The following is a 21356-nucleotide window of genomic DNA, read 5'->3' on the forward strand; positions in this document are numbered from 1 at the left end:
AGCACCGGTGACGAACCGCGAAGCAAAGCGGCGACGGACAAGGAAAGCCTGCAAGGGTGGACCCTGAATGAAGCAGCTGGACGCGGGTTAGACACCGGTTGCCAAGTGCGCAGCGAAGAAGGCAGATGGAAAGGTTCGTCCGGACCAATTGCTAGGAACGAAGCGCCCACGCGCAGGTGAGAGTGGGGTCGGCAGCAATGCCGGCCCCATTTGCATTTTGGGACGTGAGACTCGAGGGACCCGAGTTTCAACACGTCGCTTCTTTTCACCCATGCTTTCCAACCTCCCGAATTCAATTTGCGCCAGATCGGAGCTTCCAAAAGATGAGCGGTTACCGCTGCAATTGGCCAGCGGGCGCGGATACGTGTATGTCTACGAACGTAATGGGAGCGCAAGCTAAACTCATGCGAGTACCAACTCGCAATCGAACCGCTGGGCGATATGCTCAACGCGTCGCGCTCATGAGCGGCCTTTTCGCGATCCCTCTCGCCGCATCTCATGCTCAAACTACGGACCTCGCCGCACAATTCAGAGAAGCGCCAACCACCTCGCCTGCCCAAGGTGAGACCACAGCATTTGCATCCCAGTTTGCCGGGGTTGTCACTCCACTGGACTCTCGCATCGCCGATATCGACCTTGCCCTTCCGGATACCGCAGTGGATCTCGGCAGTTTTGAGCCACCGCGCGAGCAGGAGACAATCGAACGCGGCCTCGGCACCGGCATTGCCTCTTACTACGGTCGACGCTTCCACGGCCGTCGAACCGCCAATGGTGAGCGGTTTGACATGAATGCCATGACAGCCGCCCACAAGACGCTGCCTTTTGGAACACGCGTCCGGGTCACCAATCCCCGCAATGGTCGCTCTGTCACGGTTCGCATCAACGACCGTGGTCCTTTTATCAGAGGGCGCACCATTGACCTGTCACGCGCGGCTGCGGAGCGGATCGGCATGGTCGCGAGCGGCCATGCCACGGTGAAGCTCGACGTCGTCGCCCGCTAGGCAAGAGCGCTGATCGAGCTCCTCTCCATCAATAGTTCCAGTCTGACGAACCTCCGGCGTCGCCTCCCCATCCACCATCGGTTGAGGATGACGCGTCGCTTGCCTCCGCGTTCCAGGCGGCTTCCGCTTCCATTCTTGCGACCACCGGGGCGAGACACTTGTCATAGTAGAGGTCTGCCTCCTTGTCGGTCATTTCGCTGTCCCCCCGCGCTTCGACCACAGGAAGCGCATTACGATAGACGCATTTGCAGCCCGCGATCGCCTCTGAGCGTGGCACCGCGTTGGAGATGCCTGTCGTGCACTGCGCGACATATTCGCCTTCGCTCTTGTAGACCGCTGAGGGACCGGACGAGGCCATCACCCCAACCACGCCCAACACAACCAGCCCAATCGCGCCCCAATACCCGTTCATAATCCGTCCCCTCGGTCAGAAGTGCGCCAGCGTGCCTCTAAAGCCCTGAATTTCAGTTAATTGCTCCAATGGGCCCACGATTGGTGGAGAGCCCATCGCCCCTTACGAACCCATTGGGCGAAAAAAGTTTGAGACACTTGAGACACTGTCCAAGAGCAAAAAACCCCTCCTCCCGAAATGCGTGCCTATTCCGCCTGGATCAGCCCGTTTTCCGGCGCTTTTTCAAGCTCTTCCAGCTGCAAGTCAAAGCCATAGGTCGCCTCAACCGTTGGGCGATGGGTCGAAAGCTTATCGAGCCTCCCCAAATGCGCCAGCAACAGGCGGCTGTCATAGCGCGTGCGGGTCGCAACTTCCTCTCCGTGGTAGAACACCACCTCCTGCGTCCCGTTGAGCGCGCGGTCGGCCAACACCTCCTCCACCTGCGGCTTGGCGCAAAGGAGCGCCGCGTCCCACAGCTCGGCGAACAGCAGGCATTCACGCCGCAAGCGATAGGCAGTCGCACGGGAAACCCCCACCGCCTTTGCCGCCGCCCGAACATTGCCCCACTGCGCCAGCACTCTCAAGAATTCGGCCTGACGCGCGCGGGGGAAGGCGCGGGTTGAGGGTTTTTGCGAAACAATTTGTGAGGAGTTGGACATGCGGCGGCTCCGGTTTCGGGAATAGAGAACGGGGAGCCCTCCCAGTTACGCGGAAAACGCGGAGTAGGAAAATGGTAGGAAACTAATGCATTGCCTCGCCCACCCCCAACTCCACCCGCTTGACATCAGCCCATGCATCATATTAGGTTGCAAAAAACAATCTTATTGGAGAAACCTAAATGCGTCGCGCCCTTCAAGTCGTCATGGCTGTGCTCAGCCTAGCCCCGTTGATCTTCGGATTGACCAATATGATCATCGGCGCCGAGCGTTTTATGCCAGTCGAGGATATCACCATCGCGATCGACAGCCAGTTCCGCTTTCAAAGCGGTGTGTACTTCTCGCTCGCCCTGCTCTTGTGGTGGATGATCCCCCGGATCGAGCAAGTCACCTGGCCCTTCCGCGCGGTGGCCTTGGGCCTGTTCCTCGGAGGCGTGGGCCGGGTCATTTCCGCCCAGCAATTCGGCATGCCCGAGGGCAATATGTACTACGGCATGATCCTAGAGCTGTGCATGCCGGTGTTCGTGGTGTGGCAGTGGCTGGTGGCGCGCAAGTATGCCCAAACGGCAGGGTGAGGACGCACCAAATAGCTAGCCCTAACCGTCATCCCAGACTTGATCTGGGATCTGGAGTCGCGAGCGCAGTTCCCAGCCGCCCTAGACCCCAGCCCCAAACCGTCACCCCGGCGAAGGCCGGGGTCCAGAGCCACAAAGCACTGAACGAGAAAGAAGCTGGATCCCGGCCCCAAAGATCACTGGCGCCGGGATGACGAGGTCTATTTTGATTGACCCGAGGCCCCAACCCGTTCGTCCTGAGCCGGTGGCCTTTGGCCGTCTTCGACTCCGAAGGACGCGCGCGAGCCCGAAGGACGCCCACGAAGCCAAGCCCACCCCCACCCCCGATACCTGCCCCTGCGAAAGCAGGGGGCCTGCGGGAGGGGAGCGAGACTTCGCGAGCCGCTAGGCGAGCGTTATTCGCAGCGGGGTGGGCGCCGGCTCTAGACAAAGCCAAAGCTTCTCTTGAAGTATTTCAGACAGCTTTTACTAATTGTGTCACTCAATTTCGCATGTCTTATTAGGGGATCACATGGCAAGCGTTCATATCCAATCGAAAAACCTAGACCAAATTGACGCTGGATTTTTAGATGAGAAGTGGAGCGCGAGAGGTGACCGTATCCTTCGATACTCCATCGACTTCAGGCATAAATCGTTGAATCTCCATAAAGTTGTCAGTGCGCCAGACTTGTTCGTATTACAAAACAAGATTGATGCTTTGATGGACACATGGGACGCGAAGTACGCAGCACTTTTGCTTAAACAAGAGGCTCAGGCAGGTGCTGAAACGGCCAGCGATCTTGAGATTGAAGAGCATGAAAAACGCCGGAAATTTGCGACTTTCTTGGAACATACTTTGGATGTTGACGACCGAGTTGATTGGGAAGCACTCAAGAGCACTGCCACTTTTGTCAAAGACAAATATAATGAGCCAATGCCAAGGCTGTCCATGACACCTGAACCAGTCTTCGAGGAGCCGAAGATTACGTTCTTTCAGAGGATTCTCGGGAAAGCGTCAGCAATCCAGGAGCAAGCCGAGGATCAGCATGCTCAATCGCTGGCGCAGTGGCAAACCTACAAGGAAAAGAGAGAAGACGAACATAAATCTCAAACATCACGATGGAACGAGAGGCGCGAGAATTTCGAAGCCGAACAAGATCGGCTTGAGCTCGAATTCCAACGTGAACAAGCAGCAGGCAATTCAGCGGTCGATGCATTGAAAGCAGGTGTCGAAGAAGGACGCGAGGAATCTGTTCTGGAGCACGCAAGCATGGTGCTGGATTCTTCAAACTACTTCGACTTGATCGAGAAGTATTATGAGCTTGATTATAAGACGGAAAAGAAAACTCTTCTTATCGAATTCAAGCTACCGACAATCGATGCAGTGCCCAACGTGAAGACGGTTCGATTTGTTAAATCTACTGGAGAACTCAAAGAGACCTCTATCTCTCAAAGGGAATGTAAAACCATATACGATGATGCTTGCTACCAGATCGCACTTCGTACCCTTCATGAACTGTTCGAAGCCGACGAAGCCAAGAATTTGGACAGCATTCTGTTCAATGGAACAGTCGAGTTTGTGGATCCAGCGACAGGTCAGCAATCAGAAAGCTGCATAATGTCTGTATTGGTGAAGCGTGAGGACTTTTTGCCTCTCAACCTTGGTAGCGTTGACCCAAAGGCATGTTTCAAAAGCCTAAAAGGCGTGTCTGCAGCAACAATGGCCTCGTACGCAGCGGTTCCACCTATCATGAAGCTAGACAAATCCGACAAACGCTTTGTGGAAGGTAAGGACGTGATCGAAATGCTTCCCGAAGACGAGAACCTCGCGGCGATGTCGTGGGAGGATTTTGAACATCTGATCCGTGAACTATTCGAGAAGGAGTTTGCCCGACGTGGGGGCGAGGTGAAGGTTACCAAAGCAAGCAGAGACGGCGGGGTGGACGCAATTGCATTCGATCCTGACCCAATTAGCGGCGGCAAAATTGTGATCCAAGCAAAGCGGTACACTCGAACAGTCGGGGTTTCAGCCATCAGAGACTTGTACGGCACAGTCATGAACGAGGGCGCGAACAAAGGGATAATAGTCACGACAGCTGATTACGGGCCGGATGCATACCAGTTTGCCAGTGATAAACCGCTCTCACTACTTAGTGGCAGTAATCTCCTCCACATGCTCCAGCAACACGGATACAAAGCGAAGATAGACCTCGAAGAAGCTCGCCGCTTGGCCGTGTAAAGGGTCCAAAGGCCTTGATACTGCGGAAGGCTCTACTCCGCAGCCTCCCGCGCTCTCTCCAACATCGGCCGCAAATACGCGCCCGTAAAGCTCCGCTCGACCTCAGCCACCACTTCCGGCGCGCCAGCGGCCACAAGCTCACCGCCGCGCACGCCGCCATCCGGCCCCAAGTCCAGAATATGGTCCGCCGTCTTGATGACGTCCAAGTTGTGCTCGATCACCACCACCGAATTGCCCTGCTCGACCAAGCGGTGGAGGACCTCTAGGAGCTTGCGCACGTCCTCGAAGTGAAGGCCCGTGGTGGGCTCGTCTAGGATATAGAGCGTCTGACCCGTCGAACGCTTCGCGAGTTCCTTGGCGAGTTTTACCCGCTGCGCCTCTCCGCCTGATAGCGTGGTCGCCTGTTGGCCGACCTTTACGTAGCCCAGCCCCACCTCGCACAGCATCGCCATCTTGTCGCGGATGGGGGGGACGGCTTTGAAGAATTCGGCCGCATCCTCAACCGTCATATCGAGCACATCGGCGATGGAGAGGCCTTTGAAATTCACCTCCAAAGTCTCACGATTGTAACGCTTTCCGCCGCATTCCTCGCAGGTGACGTAAACGTCGGGGAGGAAGTGCATTTCGATCTTGCGCACGCCGTCGCCCTGGCACGCCTCGCAGCGGCCGCCCTTCACGTTGAAGGAGAAACGGCCCGGTTTGTACCCGCGCGCTTGGCTTTCGGGCAGGCCTGCGAACCAGTCGCGGATCTGGGTGAAGGCGCCGGTGTAGGTCGCGGGGTTGGAGCGCGGGGTGCGGCCGATGGGCGATTGGTCGATCTCGATCACCTTGTCGCAGTTCTCAAGACCCTCCACCTTCTCGTGCTTGCCAGCAATAATGCGCGCGCCGTTAAGGGTCCGCGCAGCCGCTGCGTAGAGCGTATCGATGGTGAAGGACGACTTGCCCGAGCCCGACACACCGGTGATGCAGGTAAACGTGCCAAGCGGGATGCTGGCGGTGACATTGCGAAGGTTGTTTGCCTCTGCCCCGTGGACGGTGATCGACAACCCATTGCCCTTGCGCCGCTCTGCCGGAACCGCGATCTCACGCCGCCCAGTCAGATAATCCGCGGTGAGCGACTTCTTCGACTTCATGATCTGCTTAAGCGTGCCCTGCGCCACCACTTCGCCGCCGCGCACGCCCGCGCCGGGGCCAAGGTCGACGATATGGTCAGCTTGGCGGATGGCGTCCTCGTCATGTTCTACCACAATCACCGTATTGCCCAGATCACGCAGGCGCTTGAGCGTTTCCAAGAGCCGGTCATTGTCGCGTTGGTGGAGGCCGATGGAGGGTTCATCCAGCACATAGAGCACGCCCGAAAGCCCGCTGCCGATTTGCGAGGCGAGGCGAATGCGCTGGCTCTCGCCCCCGGACAGAGTCCCGCTGGTGCGGTCCAAGTTCAGATAATCGAGCCCGACATTGTCGAGGAAGCCCAGCCGCTCGTTGATCTCTTTGAGGATCGGCGTCGCGATCTGGCGCTGCTGGTCGGTGAGGTGGTTGTCGAGGTCGAGGAACCACGCCTTGGCATCAGACACGCTCATCTTCACAGGCTCTGCGATATCTGTGGGGCCGTCCCCCTCTTTTTTGGCGCCGGACGGGATCTTCACCGCGAGCGACTTTTCATTGAGGCGCTTGCCACCGCATGCCTCGCAAGGCTGAGAGGTCTGGAACTTGGACAGCTCCTCCTGCATCCACGCGCTCTCGGTCTGCACCAGGCGGCGGTTAAGGTTACCCACCACGCCCTCAAACGCCTTGTTGACGGTGTATTCCTTGCGCCCATCCTTAAACGTCAGCGCCACCGGCATGCCGCCGGTTCCGTGCAGAATGATAAGCTGCTGATCGGGCTCGAGGTCACGCCAAGGCGTGTTGATGTCGAAGTCATAGGCTTTCGCAAGGCTGGTTAGAACCTGCATATAATAAGGCGATGGCGGGTTCGACTTCGCCCATGGAGCCACCGCCCCTTGTTTTAGGGTCAGCCCTTCGTTCGGGATGACGAGCTGCGGATCGAACAGCTGCTTTTCGCCGATGCCGTCGCAAGTCGGGCACGCGCCCTGGGGTGAGTTGAACGAGAACAGCCGCGGTTCGATCTCTTCAATGGTGAAACCGCTGACGGGGCAGGCGAATTTCTCCGAGAAGACGATGCGGTTGGCAGGGATCCCCACCCCCTTCATCGCGCCGCCCGATGTATCCTCATCCTCGCGCCCCGGCACAACGCCATCAGCAAGGTCGAAATACGCCAGCCCCTCGGCCAGTTTCAGAGCCGTCTCAAACGAGTCCGCAAGCCGCGTTTGAAGTCCGTCCTTCACCGCGATCCGATCGACCACAACCTCAATGTCGTGCTTGAATTTCTTGTCGAGCGCAGGCGCTTCTTCGATCGGGTAAAGCTCGCCATCGATCCGAACACGGGTAAAGCCCGCCTTCTGCCACTCGGCCATTTCCTTGCGATATTCGCCCTTGCGGCCCCGCACCACGGGCGCGAGCAGGTAGGCGCGTGTCCCCTCGGGCAATTCCATCACCCGGTCGACCATTTGCGAGACAGATTGCGCCGAAATCGGCTTACCCGTCGCAGGCGAGTAAGGCACGCCCACCCTCGCCCACAAAAGCCGCATGTAGTCGTAAATTTCAGTCACCGTCGCAACGGTTGAGCGCGGATTGCGGCTGGTCGTCTTTTGCTCAATCGAGATCGCTGGCGAGAGCCCGTCGATATGCTCGACATCGGGCTTTTGCATCATCTCCAGGAACTGGCGCGCATAGGCAGAAAGGCTCTCGACATAGCGCCGTTGCCCCTCGGCATAGATAGTATCAAATGCGAGACTGGATTTGCCCGAGCCCGACAGCCCTGTGACCACGATCAGCGCATCGCGCGGCAGATCAATATCGACGCCTTTAAGATTGTGCTCGCGCGCACCACGGACTGAAATTTTCGTTAGAGACATGGGCGCGTTTGTTCCGGAAATGTTCGCATTGGTCAAGGGCGACTGAAATGGTGCTCCACATACAGATGAAGCGTGATGATCAAATGGAGCATCTGGTGCTGGGTTTCAACGGGCGGGTGGCTTGCAAGGTTCCGAGTTCGAGTGAGGTCTTCGGAGAATTTTACAACGCGTGACGTGGGTCACGGGTGGTGAGTGAGAGACTGAGCTAGCCGGGTCTAGTAACTTCAACAGGGGATGTAAGATGAGAAAGTCGCTTGGATTGGCTCTTGAAGGTGAGCCGAATGTGCAATTGTCGATTAAGACCGACGCGCCGATACTATACTGGCTTATTTTTGACTCAAATTTTGATGTTGTCGAGAAAGGCGATGCGGCAAACCCAAAACCATTTAGGCTCCCTGTAGGCGACTACCTGTGTGAGATGAAATTCGGCCCGGCTGCACGCGACATGACGGCAAGCATGACAATCGTAACCAACTGTCCGTCATCACCCTATGAGGTGCATGGGGAGATCTCAAACAAGCCGACTGCAACGATAGATCGCAGTTTCTCGGTGTGCTGAGGGGAAATCAGATGACTCACACAACGACACTGTCCGCTTGCGTAATTGGCTCGCTAGTCTTCCTCTCTCCTGTCGCCGCGGTGGCGCAAGATGTCGAGGCTCAAGGCCCATCTGTTTCGCGATCTGACCGCTTGGCTGTGACTAACGGTGGACCCATTTCACGTCCCACTGCAAATGATGCGGACGAAAGCGAAATAGGGACATCATTTCAGATATCTTCTATCGATGACACAGTCGCAGGCGAGTTCGCGCTCACATTGGGTACGGGGGATGTTGATTATGAGCGTACGAGTGCCGACAAAGGCACGGTGTCATTCAGTCGTACGGACATCTCGCTCAAGGCAACCATCCCGTTCAACGCCAACAATGGCGATAACCCCTTCATCAATTTCACCAACATCGGGAATGATGCCCAAGTCACACTGGATTTGGTGCATCGATCCGGAAAAGACATTACTGGCAGACAGCGATATGATTATCTTGCAAGGTTCGTGGGACAATGCCTGGTCGAAGTTTCACAAGAATGGCTGGACAACCGGAGGCCGATCGCATCACTGGCAGATCAGGATGCCGTTGCAACAATCAAGCGTATCTTTCGCGCCGAACTGGCAGATATACAAACCAATCGTCGTCTGGCGGGAACCAATGATCTCTCTGAGCATGTTGATAGCCAATTGGGTGACAACGAAAATGCGTTCTGGGCCGACAGCAAGAATGCTTGCAGAATCACTGCAGATGGTCCGATCCGAAACCAAGGTGACCTTATAGATCGATATGCACAGGGGGCTCTTAGCAAGCAGGAGTTCGCGAGCTTCTACACAAGCAAGTCTATCAGGCTATTCGGGGTTTCGGCTTCGTCTGGTTTTGAGGAGTTCGAACTTCTTGACCGGCCAGGGTTTCAACTTGACTCTGTTGATCGCGTCGGATTCGAACTGGAGGGCTATGCAGGAATCATCTCTGGTAGTGGGAATGTTTCGGGACGGCTTTCCGCTGCTTTTGTGAGATCTTTTGAAGCTCAGGATGATGTCGAGTTTTGTCGCTCGACGTCACCTACCGATCAAGAATGCCTCACAGGTCCTGACATGCTTCCAGTTCGCAGCGATAGTCTAGTTCTCAAAGGCGAAGCGAGGCTCGTTCTCCTCCGCGACAGGATTGGGCGGCCACAGCTCGCGATGGCACCCGAAGTGAGTTACAACGTTGACGATAACGAATGGCTATTTGACACACCAATCTACTTTCAGCGGAGCGACGACGGTGGCTTGGATGCCGGACTTCGCCTTCTGTATGGGACCAAGGACGATGACTTTTCAGTCGGACTTTTTATAGGAGTTCCATTCACAGGTCTATTCTTGAACTGATCGCTTGGCAAACAGGGAGGCCCCACAACTGCGGGCCTCCGATTTTCTCAAGTGTGACCGCAATCACAGGACTTCTCTACTCAATTTGATAGTCTGCTCCTCACATCACGGAGGTGAGAAACCATGAGTGACAATCCCGAAAGCGAAATGCTCGCGCAATGCGCGCAGTTTCTCAAGAACCGTGTTGAGTTCTTCGATCATCTAGATTCACTGGGCGCGATTGCTATCGCCATCGCTGTCGGGTTGTTGCTGATTCAGGGCCTAGCCGCGATCTGGGCGATTGCAACCACCAGTAAGACCCGGGCCATGCTCGAATCTAGGCCGCGCACTCACTCTCTGCCCGGTGTGGGTGAGATTGTGAAAGCGCTCCCGGGCGTGGTCAATTCTCTTGCGAAGGCTCCTGCAACGGTGATCTTAATCATCCTCGGCTTGCTGGTTGTTTGGCTGCCAGACTTCGCCCCATCTCAGGCATGCCTGGACCTGACAAAGGAGGAACAGGCGGAGCAAAGTTCAACGCCCGAAGCAATTACGACTGAGACCCCAAGCTCAACGGTGACGGAGACCACTACGAAAACCACGACCAACTGGAAGCAGGCTTCCTGAGGGATCGGTGAAGTGGTCTAAAAACCTATAGCCCCACCATCTCGTAGAATTTCTCGACGAGCTCCTCTGCAACCGCGAGCAACTTCTGTCCCTCAGGCGAAGATCGGATCGAAGCAATGGAGCCCAAGACTGTGAGCGTCTTGATAGCAAATCCCCCGACATATCGGAGGAAACGTTTGCGCGCTGTGTCCGGCCTATCCTCAGCATCCAGCGCACCCGCTTCAAACACAAAGTCGCGCCCTTGCCTGATCAGGTTTTGGGCCTGACGGTCATACTCTTGAGTGCTTTCGTCTTGCGCATAAGCCGTCTCTCTTAGGTCCTTGAGGCTATCAATAAACTCGTCAATCGCTTCCGACGTAGCATGGGTGAGCGGGACATGGGAAAGCTCGCGCTCACGATAAGGAGCCTGCTTGCGCGCATCGAGGCACTTCTTGTGAGCGGCGATAAACTGCTCGATCGCCTTCTTCTCCTCGCGAAGTTCGGCCCCAGACATGGACAGTGAGCCTTCGGCCAGAACCGCGACATAGCGATCAAGCCCATCCCAGCTTGGCTGATCGCCGCCCTCATCCAGGTAAAACAGATAGAGCTCCAATGCCCCCTGCATCATGACGCTCATGTTTCGCTGAGAATGCTTCACCAGCGCCAACATCATGCGCAAGCTGGCCATCGCGTTCGCGAGCTGTGCCGGGATCTCAGGAGTATTGCGTTCAACCGCCGGTGAGCTGTGGAGTTTGTCGCCCTTGGTTTTCTCCACACCGGGGTCGAGGATGGTGGTGGTCGTCTTCGCAACATTCGCTCTGGTGAGATTGAGTGGCTCCCAATCCACCCATTTTCGGATGACTTCGGGCCAATCATCCCGCGGGGTTCCGGCAAGTCTTTCATAGACAAACTGATCCATAAGCGGCGTGAGATCCGCTCCATCCAGCTTGAACCCGACGATGCGGCGTTCAGCGCCAGATGGATCGATTTTGAAGTAGTGGTTCCATTCTGCCTTGCAAAAGTCAGAAGCAACGTAGCTGCGCGAATACACCGGGATCAGCCGATCAGCGCGTTCCATCGCTTCGTTCATCATGTTGACGAAATTGCTCTGCGGAAAATCGCGATACTGAACGAGGTAGCTCTTGCCGAGATCATCAAGCACAGCAGCAATATCGCGCGCGGCGGCTTCGTCTTCGCCAGCATAGCTGATGAAAAAATCGACCCGGGTGTCAGAGGAGTCTTTGGGTTTACGAAGGGTATCGACGAACGCCTTGATTTCCGCATTCACTTCGGCGGGTTCGCGAGACCACCATTCGTCGTCTTGCTCGACGATCCAGCGGTAGAATGCTTCGTCAGCAGCATCATCGAAATCAGCAAAAGCGTGGGACAGACCTTCAAGGCGACCGTAGTACCACTCACGCCAGATTTCGAAGCCTTCGTTCGAGCTAGAAAGCCAACGACGTGCAGCGTCCCACAAATCATTCCACCATGCCGGACAATCAGCCCATAAATGAGCCTCTGCCAATTCATCGGTTGAAGTACCCAAGTCCAGCGCCTTACAATCCGCTTCGGCCGTATGCCAAGAGGCTGGATCTAACCCTGAAGCAGCAGCAACAGCATGAGCAGACGCTTGCACCACACTCGTCCCGGATGTTATTCCGGCACTCCCTGCGGAAGCGATTTTGTTCGAAAGATCATAGTTATGTGAGCTGGAGGGGAAAAAGGCGTACACAGCGTACGCAGCAGCGAAAGAGGCTTGAGCAGCAGCGTTGCCGCCAAAGAGGACACCCAGACTAGCTGAGTAAGCAGCTCCCGCGATTTCCTTGTTGGGTCCAAATTTAGCAGCGGCAGAGGTCGTTGCTAGTGCCCGCAGGATAGCAAGGACCTTCTTCTTATAATCCGCCCTATCGTGGTTATCGTCAGCAAAAAACAAAGGGAAAATACGAAGACTTGCTCGCTCAGCAATCGCCAAAGACCATTCTCTCGGCCTAGTTTCCAACCAGTCCTCTACGTCGGCTTGTGATGCAAGTTTGACTGCCATGGCGTTCCTATCGTCAGCGTGTCAGTTGATGGCAAGTCCATAAATTGAGCGTGATTCCATCTGTGTTACGCACCGCACTGTGATGTGGCTGCCCTAGCCCGGCTTTGCCCACATAGCGCTTTTGAATAGCTTCATACCCTGAGCTCTTTTAGAGGCTCGACTCAACTCTCCAAAACCCTCTCTAACACCCAATTACAGCCCTTTAACTGGCCTATCGGGGCCCTGCGTGGCACCTAATCCTCACTATAGTTAACACGGCAAAAATCACTTAAAGCACTGAAAAAAAATTGTTTTTCTACCTTTAGAGGGCCTACAGAAAATATGAAGTGTCGGCTTTATACAAAATGGTGAATGTAAAGGGCCTCTTTAGCACTCTCTTGCCAGGCGCCCTTCGGGTCGCAACGTCGAGGCGCAGAGCAGATAAAGGTTATTGAGATGCGGCGCTCCTAACCCGCCGCTCCGGGCTGGTGTGTCATCGCTCGTAAGAAGGTTCGTCGCTGCACCCGGCGCCCTTATCTTACCTTCAAAGCGTGATTCACCGGCCCGGCATTTTCCACATCCCTCAAACCACTCCGGCTGCTTAGTACCGGCATTCTCTATATGCTCTGCGCCTCGCCCCCCAATCACTTCGCGACTGCTATCCGTCGACCCACTTCACCGTTAAGGGTCTTCCCCAAGATGTGCGCATTCGGGACACAGCCCCGCTAGCCGCTCGTCATCCAACCCTTGTCCCGATACGCGCAGACGCGCGCCATGACACGCAATCGCTTCTCTTTCGGCCACAGGCCCCTTTTCAAGTCACCCCCTAAGGTGATCTATCTTGGCGACGCTAGCGCTGGGGCCAAGCTCCGCGATAGGACGCAAACGACAGAGACGGTCAATGCGACCAGCACACAGCCGAGCGTTAAGGGCTGGTCGCTCAAGCGCCGCATAGCTGCACTTTTGGCAGTCATAGCCGTGCCAGCGATGGCTGCGCCTTCTGATTTTGGGCAATTGCCGGGCGGTGCGCCGACCGAGGCGGAAATGGTGCGCGAACGGCTCAAAGCTGAGCTTGAGCGCAACCCCGCTATGCCGTTTGAGCGTCCAGGGATGAGTTTTCCCGGTTCCGCATTCTTCTTCCTCGCTGAGCCGCCTTCAAATGCTCTGATCGCGCTGCCCACCGCAGATGCTCTTACGCCAGGAATTGGCGAGGCAGGACGCGAAGTGGGTGCTCTGATCGATGCAGGGCCCGGCGCGAGCCCCTTCTTCAGCATGGCGGGAACCAGTCATTCGCGCGCACAAAGCTGTTTGGCTCAGGCCATTTGGTACGAGGCGGCCAGCGAAAGCGAAGCGGGGCAACGCGCGGTTGCGCAGGTGGTTTTGAACCGGGTCGCCCACGCCAATTGGCCAAACAGCGTGTGCGGCGTTGTCTATCAGGGATCGAACCGCAGCACCGGGTGTCAGTTCACCTTCACGTGCGACGGCAGCCTAAGACGCACTGCAAGCGGTGGCACATGGCAAAAAGCGCAAAATCTTGCGAGTGAGGCGCTCGCTGGCAGTGTGTATGAGCCGATTGGCCATGCCACGCATTATCACACGCTCTGGGTGAACCCATACTGGGCCTCGAGCCTCGATCATGTCGGCACGATTGGCGCGCATCGATTCTATCGCAATCGCGGCGCAGGCGGACGAAAGGATGCGTTCACGCAAAGCTATGCCGGGGTAGAACCCGGCGTGCGCGAGCGTGTATTAGCAGCTCCACTATTCGAGACTCAGATCGACACGGCCAGCACCCCCAACGCGCAAGGCGCCATTGCAGGATTGCCACCGACCACAAATCGTGATGCGATTGGGCCGATGACTCCCGGACAAGCTGGGACTCCCTCTGCATCTCTCACTGGACCCGGTTCAGTCCTTGTCGATCAGAGCACAATCGGTGCCGGGCAAGTCCGCGAAGATTATGCGCGGGCAGGCCAATGGAAAAGCGATGCCGCTCGCGAGGCTCTGCAAGAAGACGAGCAGCGCCGCGCAAAAGACGTTTCTGAGCAGTCGGTCGAGCAAGGCAGCGAACCGCGCTGACCCGTTCGCGCGCAATCATGTCGAGTGCGGGCCTCAAGGTTAATGCTCTCTCAACCTTAGCTCCAAACTAAGCCTTAGGTGCATTGCCACTAATGGGATCGGAATAAACAGTCCCCCACCCTATCCGGTTCGCGCAGCCCACGTGGCATTGCGGGATCTGCGACGGGGCAAGACGAGATTGGACAAAGTCGCTCTATGTCAATCCATTTTGCCGCTGCAAAACCCTCAAACCTCACGTCGGTTTGCTCACTTGGTGCCAAAAGACTTCTCTCACGAGCGAGAGCCCAGGTCGCCAATGATAATGCGGACTTCACCGAGCGTTCTCAGCAGAATGAGCAAGTTCTGCGCGCGGCGCTTCGCCACTTTGCAACTCACGGACTTGGCGCAGCCCAAGTGGCCAGAGCCCAGGCTGAGAAGGCATTCTTTGACGGCGACCGACCAACCTATGACTGGTGGGTTGACATCACCCGGACGCTGGATCGGCGTTTGGCTGCAAGTGTTTCGGGCCAGAATAGCCAGGCATTATAGCAATTAATGCATTGATTTTAATGAATTTTAAATCCCGTGATTGCAAATGGGATATATAGTTTACAAATGGTTAATGCCGGTTGACAATTTCTTAACCCTGTCCCAGCATCTGGGGTATGGCTCAGAGTGTAAAAGCGGAGAAGTTGGGCGCTCGCGAGGCGCTACGAGACGTAGGTTCGTCATCTTTCCTGTTGCGCGATGCCGGCGGGGACGAAGGCGGAACCTTGGGGCCGGATACGATTGCCCGGCAAACCAGCGAGGGCGTCGAACTCCTTCCGATAATTCATCCTGACCGCCGCCGCCCCAAATTCGACTTCCCCAAAGCGTGGAAGCATCTGAAGATACTTGTGAAAGATAAGGACAGAACCGACGAGCTGTTTGGCGTGCTTGATGCATTGCCGTGGCGCGGCGTCGGGGAACAAGCGGCTGCGTTTCTCGCCACTGATCGGGGCCGAGATATCTATCAGTCAGAGCCTTATCTGCCAGACATTCTCGACGATCATGCCACTTTGAGGCAGATGCCGAGAGGCAGCTTCGCAGATGTCTATTGCAATTTCATGGAAACCGAAGGGCTGACGGCTGCTGGTCTTATCGAAGAGGCCAATGTCTACAGAAAAGATCTCGTGAAGCTTGAAGATGGCGTGGAGTGGTACAACAACCGTCTGCGCGACACTCATGATATCCTTCACGTGCTGACTGGCTACGGACGCGACACTCTAGGTGAACAGTGTCTCCTGGCATTTCTGTTCGATCAACGCCCAAGCCCAGGACACTTGTTCCTTGGTTGGCTAGGCACGCTGCTAATGATGGCGAAGCTTAAGACGAAAGCCCCGGTGCTTCGTGCGTTTCTACAAGCGCGACGCGACGGACGTTTGACTCAGCGTATCGTGGAACATTCCATTCGCGAATTGCTGCCACTCCCGATCGAAGACGTGCGGCGCAAACTAAGCATCCCAGAACCCAAGATTTATCTGCAAGCACTTGAAACCTGGCGTTCCGAAGGGATCGACCCACATGCGCTTCTTGGAAAACAAGGCGCTTAGGCATGGGCTTTTTGGCCGCACTTCCTAGTAATGGCTTTCTTCAATCGCTGAAAACTCGCTTAGAAGTGTACCTACGCCGCGACGCTGAGGTGTCGCGTTAACCCTTCTGTGATTTCTTTTCCTTATGGCACCGTGTTGGTAGCAGCAGGACAAAGTTCATTTTTAAGCCGAGACATCTTCTGCCGGGCCGTAGTATGGAGGACGCGGTTGACCAAAGGGTTCGCCGAACCCTAGTCCACACATTGTACTCCAGTCCGGCGAGCCTTGTGACTGGCGCGGTTGCAACCGTCGGCGCGGCAAGCGTGGCGGCGTGGATTGCGGATTTGTCCGGGCTGTGGATCGCTGCCGCAGTGCTCGCAATCATCGCGACGATAAGAGTTGTTGCTGCACTGAGACTTTCGGCTGACTCTGATGGCAATTCGACTGCCATGCTCGAGTTGGCGTATGAAATCGGTGCCTTCAGTTTTGCTCTGGCACTTGGCACGATGGCTGCCTACACAATCCTCATCGACAGCTCTTCGCAGGTCCAGGTTCTGATGGTCGCCAATGCGCTCGGATACGGTATCGGCGTTTCAGCGCGTAACGCCGGACGGCCTACCATTGCGATCGGTCAACTGGCGTTTTCTTGCCTGCCAATTGCCCTCGTTAGTTTCCTGACAATGAAAGTTGGGCTCGTCGCGCTGAGCATCACGATCCTATTGTTGATCCCTGCGCAATCGATGATCACGCGCAAGATTTTCAGTGTGCTTCGAGACTCAATCGCGTCGGCCAACGCCAATGCTGATCTCGCTGACGAGATGCAAACCCTTGCTCGCACCGACGTTGTCACGGGACTCGCCAACCGCGCTGGTCTCAACCATGCCGTGTCAGAAGAGTTGGCCTCGGCGGAGGAGGATGCCCGCCTTGCTCTGATCTGGATCGACCTTGATCGCTTTAAGGAAGTGAATGACCTTTTGGGCCACCCAGTTGGTGACAAGGTTCTCAAGGGTGTGGCCGAACGATTGGTTGAGGTATCTCCTGATGGCAGCACTGTCGCGCGCTTCGGCGGCGACGAATTTATCGTGTTTTGCCCGGTCGATGATGTCAAACACGCAGAGCTGATCGCCAGCGAGATCCACTGCGAGATCATGTGCCCAATGCGCGTCGATGGAGAGCTCCTGGAGATACGCGCGTCTCTGGGTGTCGCGCTTATTCCTGATAGCGCCATTGACGCTGATCAGCTTATGCAGCGCGCTGATCTGGCGCTTTATCACGCCAAAGTTGGCGGGCGTTCACAAACGTGCTTCTACGATCCCTCGATGAGCCGCGACCTTGTTCGTCGGCGTGAGATTGAAGCGGAGCTCCGCACCGCGATCCAGCGCGACGAGCTTTCAATATTCTTCCAACCCATCGTCGATCTCGAGACCAGTCGGATCAAGACTTTTGAGGCGCTGGTACGCTGGTTCCATCCGGAAAAAGGTGAGCTTCGGCCAAACGAATTTATACCAGTCGCAGAAGAAACGGGCGTTATCGTGACACTCGGCAATTGGATCACGGTGCAAGCGGCACGGATCGCGGCGACGTGGCCTGACGATGTCACTGTTGCGGTAAACCTTTCACCGTTGCAGATCCGTGCGCCGGGGGCCGCGCTTGGTATCAAGAACGCGCTGCGCGAGGCCGGCCTTCCACCGCATCGGCTTGAGTTGGAGGTGACTGAGAGCCTCTTTATCGAAGACAATCACTCAACTTCCGCCTTCATCGAAGAGCTGTCTGAGCTTGGCGTGCGATTTGCGCTCGATGATTTTGGCACGGGCTATTCTTCGCTCGGATACATTAACAAATTTCCCTTCTCAAAGATCAAGGTCGACCGCAGCTTTGTTTCCGGTGCCGAGGTTGGCAAGAAGAGCGAGGCGATCATCCAGGCGGTTGCCAAAATGGGCACCACACTGGGTATGGACATTGTCGCAGAAGGGCTTGAGACTGCCGAGCAAGTCACTGCCGTGCGCAATGCCGGGTGCAATCTGGGCCAGGGCTATCACTTCAGCCGTGCCGTGCCCGACTATTTGGCAGCCATGCTGATTGCGCAAGAGCGCGACAACACTCCTCGCCGCGCCTCGGCCTAACCTCTCAACTGTCAAATCAGATTGACGCTGGGTAAACCTTACCCTTAGTCTACTTATTGCACTTGCAAACTATTTGCAAAGATAGTTGCCAGTTGGGCGTCTTTCGCGGTTGCATTCGGTTAATGCGAGGCTTAGGCCGCTGTGAATGCGGGCACTGGCGCATTGGGACGAACGCGCCAGGTCAAGGCCTGCAAGCCTCTCCTCGTCCCGAAATCTCAAGGGAAGGATCACCCCCTCTATGGCCCGCAAGAAGATCGCACTCATTGGCTCTGGTATGATTGGCGGCACGCTCGCCCACCTCGCTGCAAAGAAAGAACTTGGCGATATCGTCCTGTTCGATATCGCGGAAGGCATGCCTCAGGGTAAGGCGCTCGACCTGTCACAATGCGGCCCGGTTGAGGGGTTTGATGCCAAAATCACTGGCACCAATGATTACGCTGATATCGCTGGAGCAGACGTAGTGATCGTTACCGCTGGCGTTCCCCGTAAGCCCGGCATGAGCCGCGATGACCTTCTGGGCATCAACCTCTCTGTGATGAAGGCCGTTGGCGAAGGCATTAAGAACAACTGCCCCGACGCCTTCGTCATCTGCATCACCAACCCGCTGGACGCGATGGTTTGGGCTTTGCGTGAGTTCTCTGGCCTTCCGCACAACAAGGTTGTCGGCATGGCAGGCGTTCTCGACAGCGCGCGCTTCGCGACCTTCCTTGCTTGGGAGTTCGATTGCAGCGTCAAAGACGTCAACGCCTTCGTTCTTGGCGGCCACGGCGACACCATGGTTCCGGTGAAGAGTTACACCACGATCAACGGCATTCCGGTGGACGATTACGCAAAGATCAAAGGCGTCTCCGAGACCCGCATCGACGAAATCGTAGACCGCACCCGCAAAGGCGGCGGCGAGATCGTTGGCCTCCTTGGCAACGGTTCGGCTTACTACGCACCGGCTACATCAGCGATTGCGATGGCCGAAGCATACATCGGCGACCAAAAACGCATCCTGCCCTGTGCAAGCTTTGTTGAAGGCAAATACGGCGTGGACGGCATGTATGTCGGCGTTCCAACAGTGATCGGCGCAGGCGGCACCGAGGAAGTGGTCGAAATCGAGCTTAGCGACGAAGAGAAAGCCAACCTCAAAGTCTCAACCGACGCAGTCGAAGAGCTGCTTGAGGCGTGTAAGGGTCTGGATAGCTCGCTGGCGTGAGCGTGACCTGGCCTGCTTTCCGGAATATCTCCGTATGCATTACCGCTCTATGCTTTGGCTTTGCGGTTGGGGCTTTGGGATGGGCTGGGCTTCTTGTTTTCTTCTTTTTGGCGGTGTTCATCGGGGGTCTCGTCTTGCTCTACAGCGCGTTTTCAACAAAAAAACTCAGTCGTTGGGAGAGGCTTAAGATTCTTGCCGTCTTCGCAGTCGCTGTGGTTGGCTGGGCTGCAGGTGCGTATGTGATAGTTGGTCCTGAAGGGATGCCTCTTGTTTAACGAAGACACCCGTCACCCCGGCGAAGGCGGGGGTCCAGTTGCGAGCTTAGGACTGGGTTCCGGCCTTCGCCGGAATGACGATTGAGATGGAAAGAGGCGGCTTTGTCTACATCATGGCAAGCCGCAGGAATGGGACGATTTACATTGGTGTAACCAGCGACTTACCAAAACGCGCTTGGGAACACCGCGAAGGAAAGGTTGAAGGCTTCACGAAGAAATATGGCTGTAAGATGCTTGTCTGGTTTGAACAACACGACACCATTGAAGCGGCAATCACTCGCGAGAAGCAAATGAAGGAATGGAAGCGCGCTTGGAAGTTGCGCGTGATTGAAGAGAAGAACCCCAATTGGGACGATTTGTTCGAATTGGTTTGTAGTTGAATTGGTTCCGTCACCCCGGCGCAGGCCGGGGTCCAGTATGGCAAGGACGGTGCCCTGTTTCACTGGATACCGGCCTTCGCCGGTATGACGTATGAGGATAGCGAATGAGCATTCTGATTAACAAAGACACCAAGGTCATCACCCAAGGGATGACCGGCAACACCGGCACCTTCCACACCCAGCAGGCGCTCGATTACGGCACCCAAATGGTTGCAGGTGTTACTCCCGGTAAAGGGGGCTCGACACATATCGGCGTGCCGCAGTTTAACACCGTGCGCGAAGCGAAAGCTGCGACCGGTGCGACTGCTTCTTGCATCTACGTCCCCCCTCCCTTTGCAGCCGACGCGATTTGCGAGGCGATTGAGGCGGAAGTTGAGCTGATCATCTGCATCACTGAAGGCATTCCTGTGCTCGACATGGTGCGCGCCAAGGCTGCTCTCACCGGCTCCAAATCGCGCCTCATCGGCCCGAACTGCCCTGGCGTTCTGACCCCTGATGAGTGCAAGATCGGCATTATGCCGGGCTCCATCTTTAAGAAGGGCAGCGTTGGCGTGGTCTCACGCTCTGGCACGCTAACCTATGAAGCCGTGCACCAGACAACGGCCGTGGGCCTTGGCCAGACGACGGCTGTTGGTATTGGCGGTGACCCTGTAAACGGCACCAACTTTATTGATGTGCTCGACCTTTACCTCGATGACCCTGAAACCAAGTCGATGATCATGATCGGCGAAATTGGCGGGTCTGCCGAAGAAGAAGCCGCTGAATTCTTGAAGCAAGAAGCGGCCAAGGGTCGTTCCAAGCCCACCGTTGGCTTTATCGCAGGCCGCACAGCGCCTCCGGGCCGCCGCATGGGTCACGCTGGCGCGATTGTGTCCGGCGGCAAAGGCGGTGCGGACGACAAGATCGCAGCCATGGAAGATGCGGGCATCCGCGTCAGCCCATCACCATCAGAGCTGGGCACGACGCTCGACGCCATGCTCAAGGAAATGGCCTGATCGATCTGGTGTGTCCTAGCGAAGGCTGGGACCTCCATCGGCCATGAGCCAAGTTTAGAGAGGTCCCAGCCTTCGCTGGGACGCACAAAGAGGGCCAGAAGGATTGGGAGAAGGCTTCGTTTACATCCTGACCAACAGGAAAGACGGGGTCCTCTATATCGGCGTCACAAACGACCTTTCACGGCGCCTCGAACAGCATCGCTCCGGAGCCGTTTCGGGGTTTGCGAAGACATACAATTGCCAGACATTGGTCTGGTTTGAGCGACATGATGATGTCCACGCGGCAAGGATCGCTGAGAGAAGAATGAAAGCTTGGAAGCGCGCATGGAAAGTAAAGCGGATCGAAGAGAAAAACCCCGGCTGGGGCGATCTTTCCAGTTCTCTCTTTTGACGATGCGCCAAATCGAGGGAGGTCCCA

The 21356-nt window shown here is 56.2% G+C and carries 18 protein-coding genes; 14 read left to right on the plus strand and 4 right to left on the minus strand.

Going from position 1 to position 21356, the window contains the following annotated elements:
* Positions 1 to 461 precede the first annotated feature (461 nt).
* On the plus strand, positions 462 to 1001 hold the full coding sequence (locus Q0778_RS03405; protein ID WP_298333992.1) for a septal ring lytic transglycosylase RlpA family protein: 540 nt from the start codon (positions 462 to 464) through the stop codon (positions 999 to 1001).
* Between the two features lie 28 nt (positions 1002 to 1029).
* Here the strand turns inward: Q0778_RS03405 and Q0778_RS03410 are convergent, their stop codons facing one another.
* Together Q0778_RS03410 and Q0778_RS03415 are read right to left on the minus strand one after the other, a co-directional pair.
* Positions 1030 to 1413 carry a hypothetical protein gene (locus tag Q0778_RS03410; protein WP_298333995.1) on the minus strand — a complete coding sequence of 128 codons (384 nt, stop codon included), beginning with the start codon at positions 1411 to 1413 and terminating at the stop codon, positions 1030 to 1032.
* 185 nt (positions 1414 to 1598) lie between these two features.
* On the minus strand, positions 1599 to 2051 hold the full coding sequence (locus Q0778_RS03415) for a hypothetical protein (RefSeq protein WP_298333997.1): 453 nt from the start codon (positions 2049 to 2051) through the stop codon (positions 1599 to 1601).
* Positions 2052 to 2230: 179 nt separating this feature from the next.
* On the opposite strand from Q0778_RS03415, the gene Q0778_RS03420 reads away from it, so the two are divergent.
* Together Q0778_RS03420 and Q0778_RS03425 are read left to right on the plus strand one after the other, a co-directional pair.
* Positions 2231 to 2623 carry a DUF4345 domain-containing protein gene (locus tag Q0778_RS03420; protein WP_298334000.1) on the plus strand — a complete coding sequence of 131 codons (393 nt, stop codon included), beginning with the start codon at positions 2231 to 2233 and terminating at the stop codon, positions 2621 to 2623.
* 511 nt (positions 2624 to 3134) lie between these two features.
* A complete protein-coding gene (locus tag Q0778_RS03425; protein WP_298334002.1) occupies positions 3135 to 4841 on the plus strand; it encodes a restriction endonuclease in 1707 nt (568 codons plus the stop codon).
* A 32-nt stretch (positions 4842 to 4873) separates the two neighbouring features.
* Here the strand turns inward: Q0778_RS03425 and uvrA are convergent, their stop codons facing one another.
* Positions 4874 to 7816 (minus strand): excinuclease ABC subunit UvrA, encoded by a 2943-nt coding sequence (uvrA, locus tag Q0778_RS03430; protein WP_298334005.1) that lies wholly within the window; start codon positions 7814 to 7816, stop codon positions 4874 to 4876.
* A 241-nt stretch (positions 7817 to 8057) separates the two neighbouring features.
* On the opposite strand from uvrA, the gene Q0778_RS03435 reads away from it, so the two are divergent.
* The 3 genes from Q0778_RS03435 to Q0778_RS03445 all read left to right on the plus strand — a co-directional run bounded on the left by Q0778_RS03435 (position 8058) and on the right by Q0778_RS03445 (position 10336).
* Positions 8058 to 8375 carry a hypothetical protein gene (locus Q0778_RS03435; protein ID WP_298334007.1) on the plus strand — a complete coding sequence of 106 codons (318 nt, stop codon included), beginning with the start codon at positions 8058 to 8060 and terminating at the stop codon, positions 8373 to 8375.
* 11 nt (positions 8376 to 8386) lie between these two features.
* A complete protein-coding gene (locus tag Q0778_RS03440) occupies positions 8387 to 9733 on the plus strand; it encodes a hypothetical protein (protein ID WP_298334009.1) in 1347 nt (448 codons plus the stop codon).
* Positions 9734 to 9856: 123 nt separating this feature from the next.
* Positions 9857 to 10336, plus strand: coding sequence for a hypothetical protein (locus Q0778_RS03445; protein WP_298304325.1), 480 nt, complete (start codon positions 9857 to 9859; stop codon positions 10334 to 10336).
* 25 nt (positions 10337 to 10361) lie between these two features.
* Here Q0778_RS03445 and Q0778_RS03450 read toward each other — a convergent pair whose 3' ends face one another.
* Positions 10362 to 12356: a toll/interleukin-1 receptor domain-containing protein gene (locus Q0778_RS03450; protein ID WP_298334011.1), complete on the minus strand. Its 1995-nt coding sequence runs from the start codon at positions 12354 to 12356 to the stop codon at positions 10362 to 10364.
* A 753-nt stretch (positions 12357 to 13109) separates the two neighbouring features.
* On the opposite strand from Q0778_RS03450, the gene Q0778_RS03455 reads away from it, so the two are divergent.
* The 8 genes from Q0778_RS03455 to Q0778_RS03490 all read left to right on the plus strand — a co-directional run bounded on the left by Q0778_RS03455 (position 13110) and on the right by Q0778_RS03490 (position 21329).
* Positions 13110 to 14414: a cell wall hydrolase gene (locus tag Q0778_RS03455; protein WP_298334012.1), complete on the plus strand. Its 1305-nt coding sequence runs from the start codon at positions 13110 to 13112 to the stop codon at positions 14412 to 14414.
* Positions 14415 to 14609: 195 nt separating this feature from the next.
* Complete coding sequence (locus Q0778_RS03460; protein ID WP_298334014.1) at positions 14610 to 14942, plus strand: hypothetical protein; 333 nt, start codon at positions 14610 to 14612, stop codon at positions 14940 to 14942.
* 116 nt (positions 14943 to 15058) lie between these two features.
* Positions 15059 to 15985, plus strand: a complete 927-nt coding sequence (locus Q0778_RS03465; RefSeq protein ID WP_298334016.1) for a Coq4 family protein — start codon at positions 15059 to 15061, stop codon at positions 15983 to 15985.
* A gap of 242 nt (positions 15986 to 16227) precedes the next feature.
* Positions 16228 to 18087 (plus strand): EAL domain-containing protein, encoded by a 1860-nt coding sequence (locus Q0778_RS03470; RefSeq protein WP_298334018.1) that lies wholly within the window; start codon positions 16228 to 16230, stop codon positions 18085 to 18087.
* Between the two features lie 238 nt (positions 18088 to 18325).
* Positions 18326 to 19288, plus strand: a complete 963-nt coding sequence (mdh, locus tag Q0778_RS03475) for a malate dehydrogenase (protein ID WP_298334020.1) — start codon at positions 18326 to 18328, stop codon at positions 19286 to 19288.
* 361 nt (positions 19289 to 19649) lie between these two features.
* Positions 19650 to 19943, plus strand: coding sequence for a GIY-YIG nuclease family protein (locus Q0778_RS03480; protein WP_298334866.1), 294 nt, complete (start codon positions 19650 to 19652; stop codon positions 19941 to 19943).
* A gap of 104 nt (positions 19944 to 20047) precedes the next feature.
* Positions 20048 to 20938: a succinate--CoA ligase subunit alpha gene (gene sucD / locus Q0778_RS03485; protein WP_298334022.1), complete on the plus strand. Its 891-nt coding sequence runs from the start codon at positions 20048 to 20050 to the stop codon at positions 20936 to 20938.
* Positions 20939 to 21041: 103 nt separating this feature from the next.
* On the plus strand, positions 21042 to 21329 hold the full coding sequence (locus Q0778_RS03490; protein ID WP_298334024.1) for a GIY-YIG nuclease family protein: 288 nt from the start codon (positions 21042 to 21044) through the stop codon (positions 21327 to 21329).
* The last annotated feature ends 27 nt before the right edge of the window (positions 21330 to 21356 follow it).

It is taken from the genome of uncultured Erythrobacter sp. (genome assembly GCF_947502395.1).
Taxonomy (GTDB): Bacteria; Pseudomonadota; Alphaproteobacteria; order Sphingomonadales; family Sphingomonadaceae; genus Erythrobacter.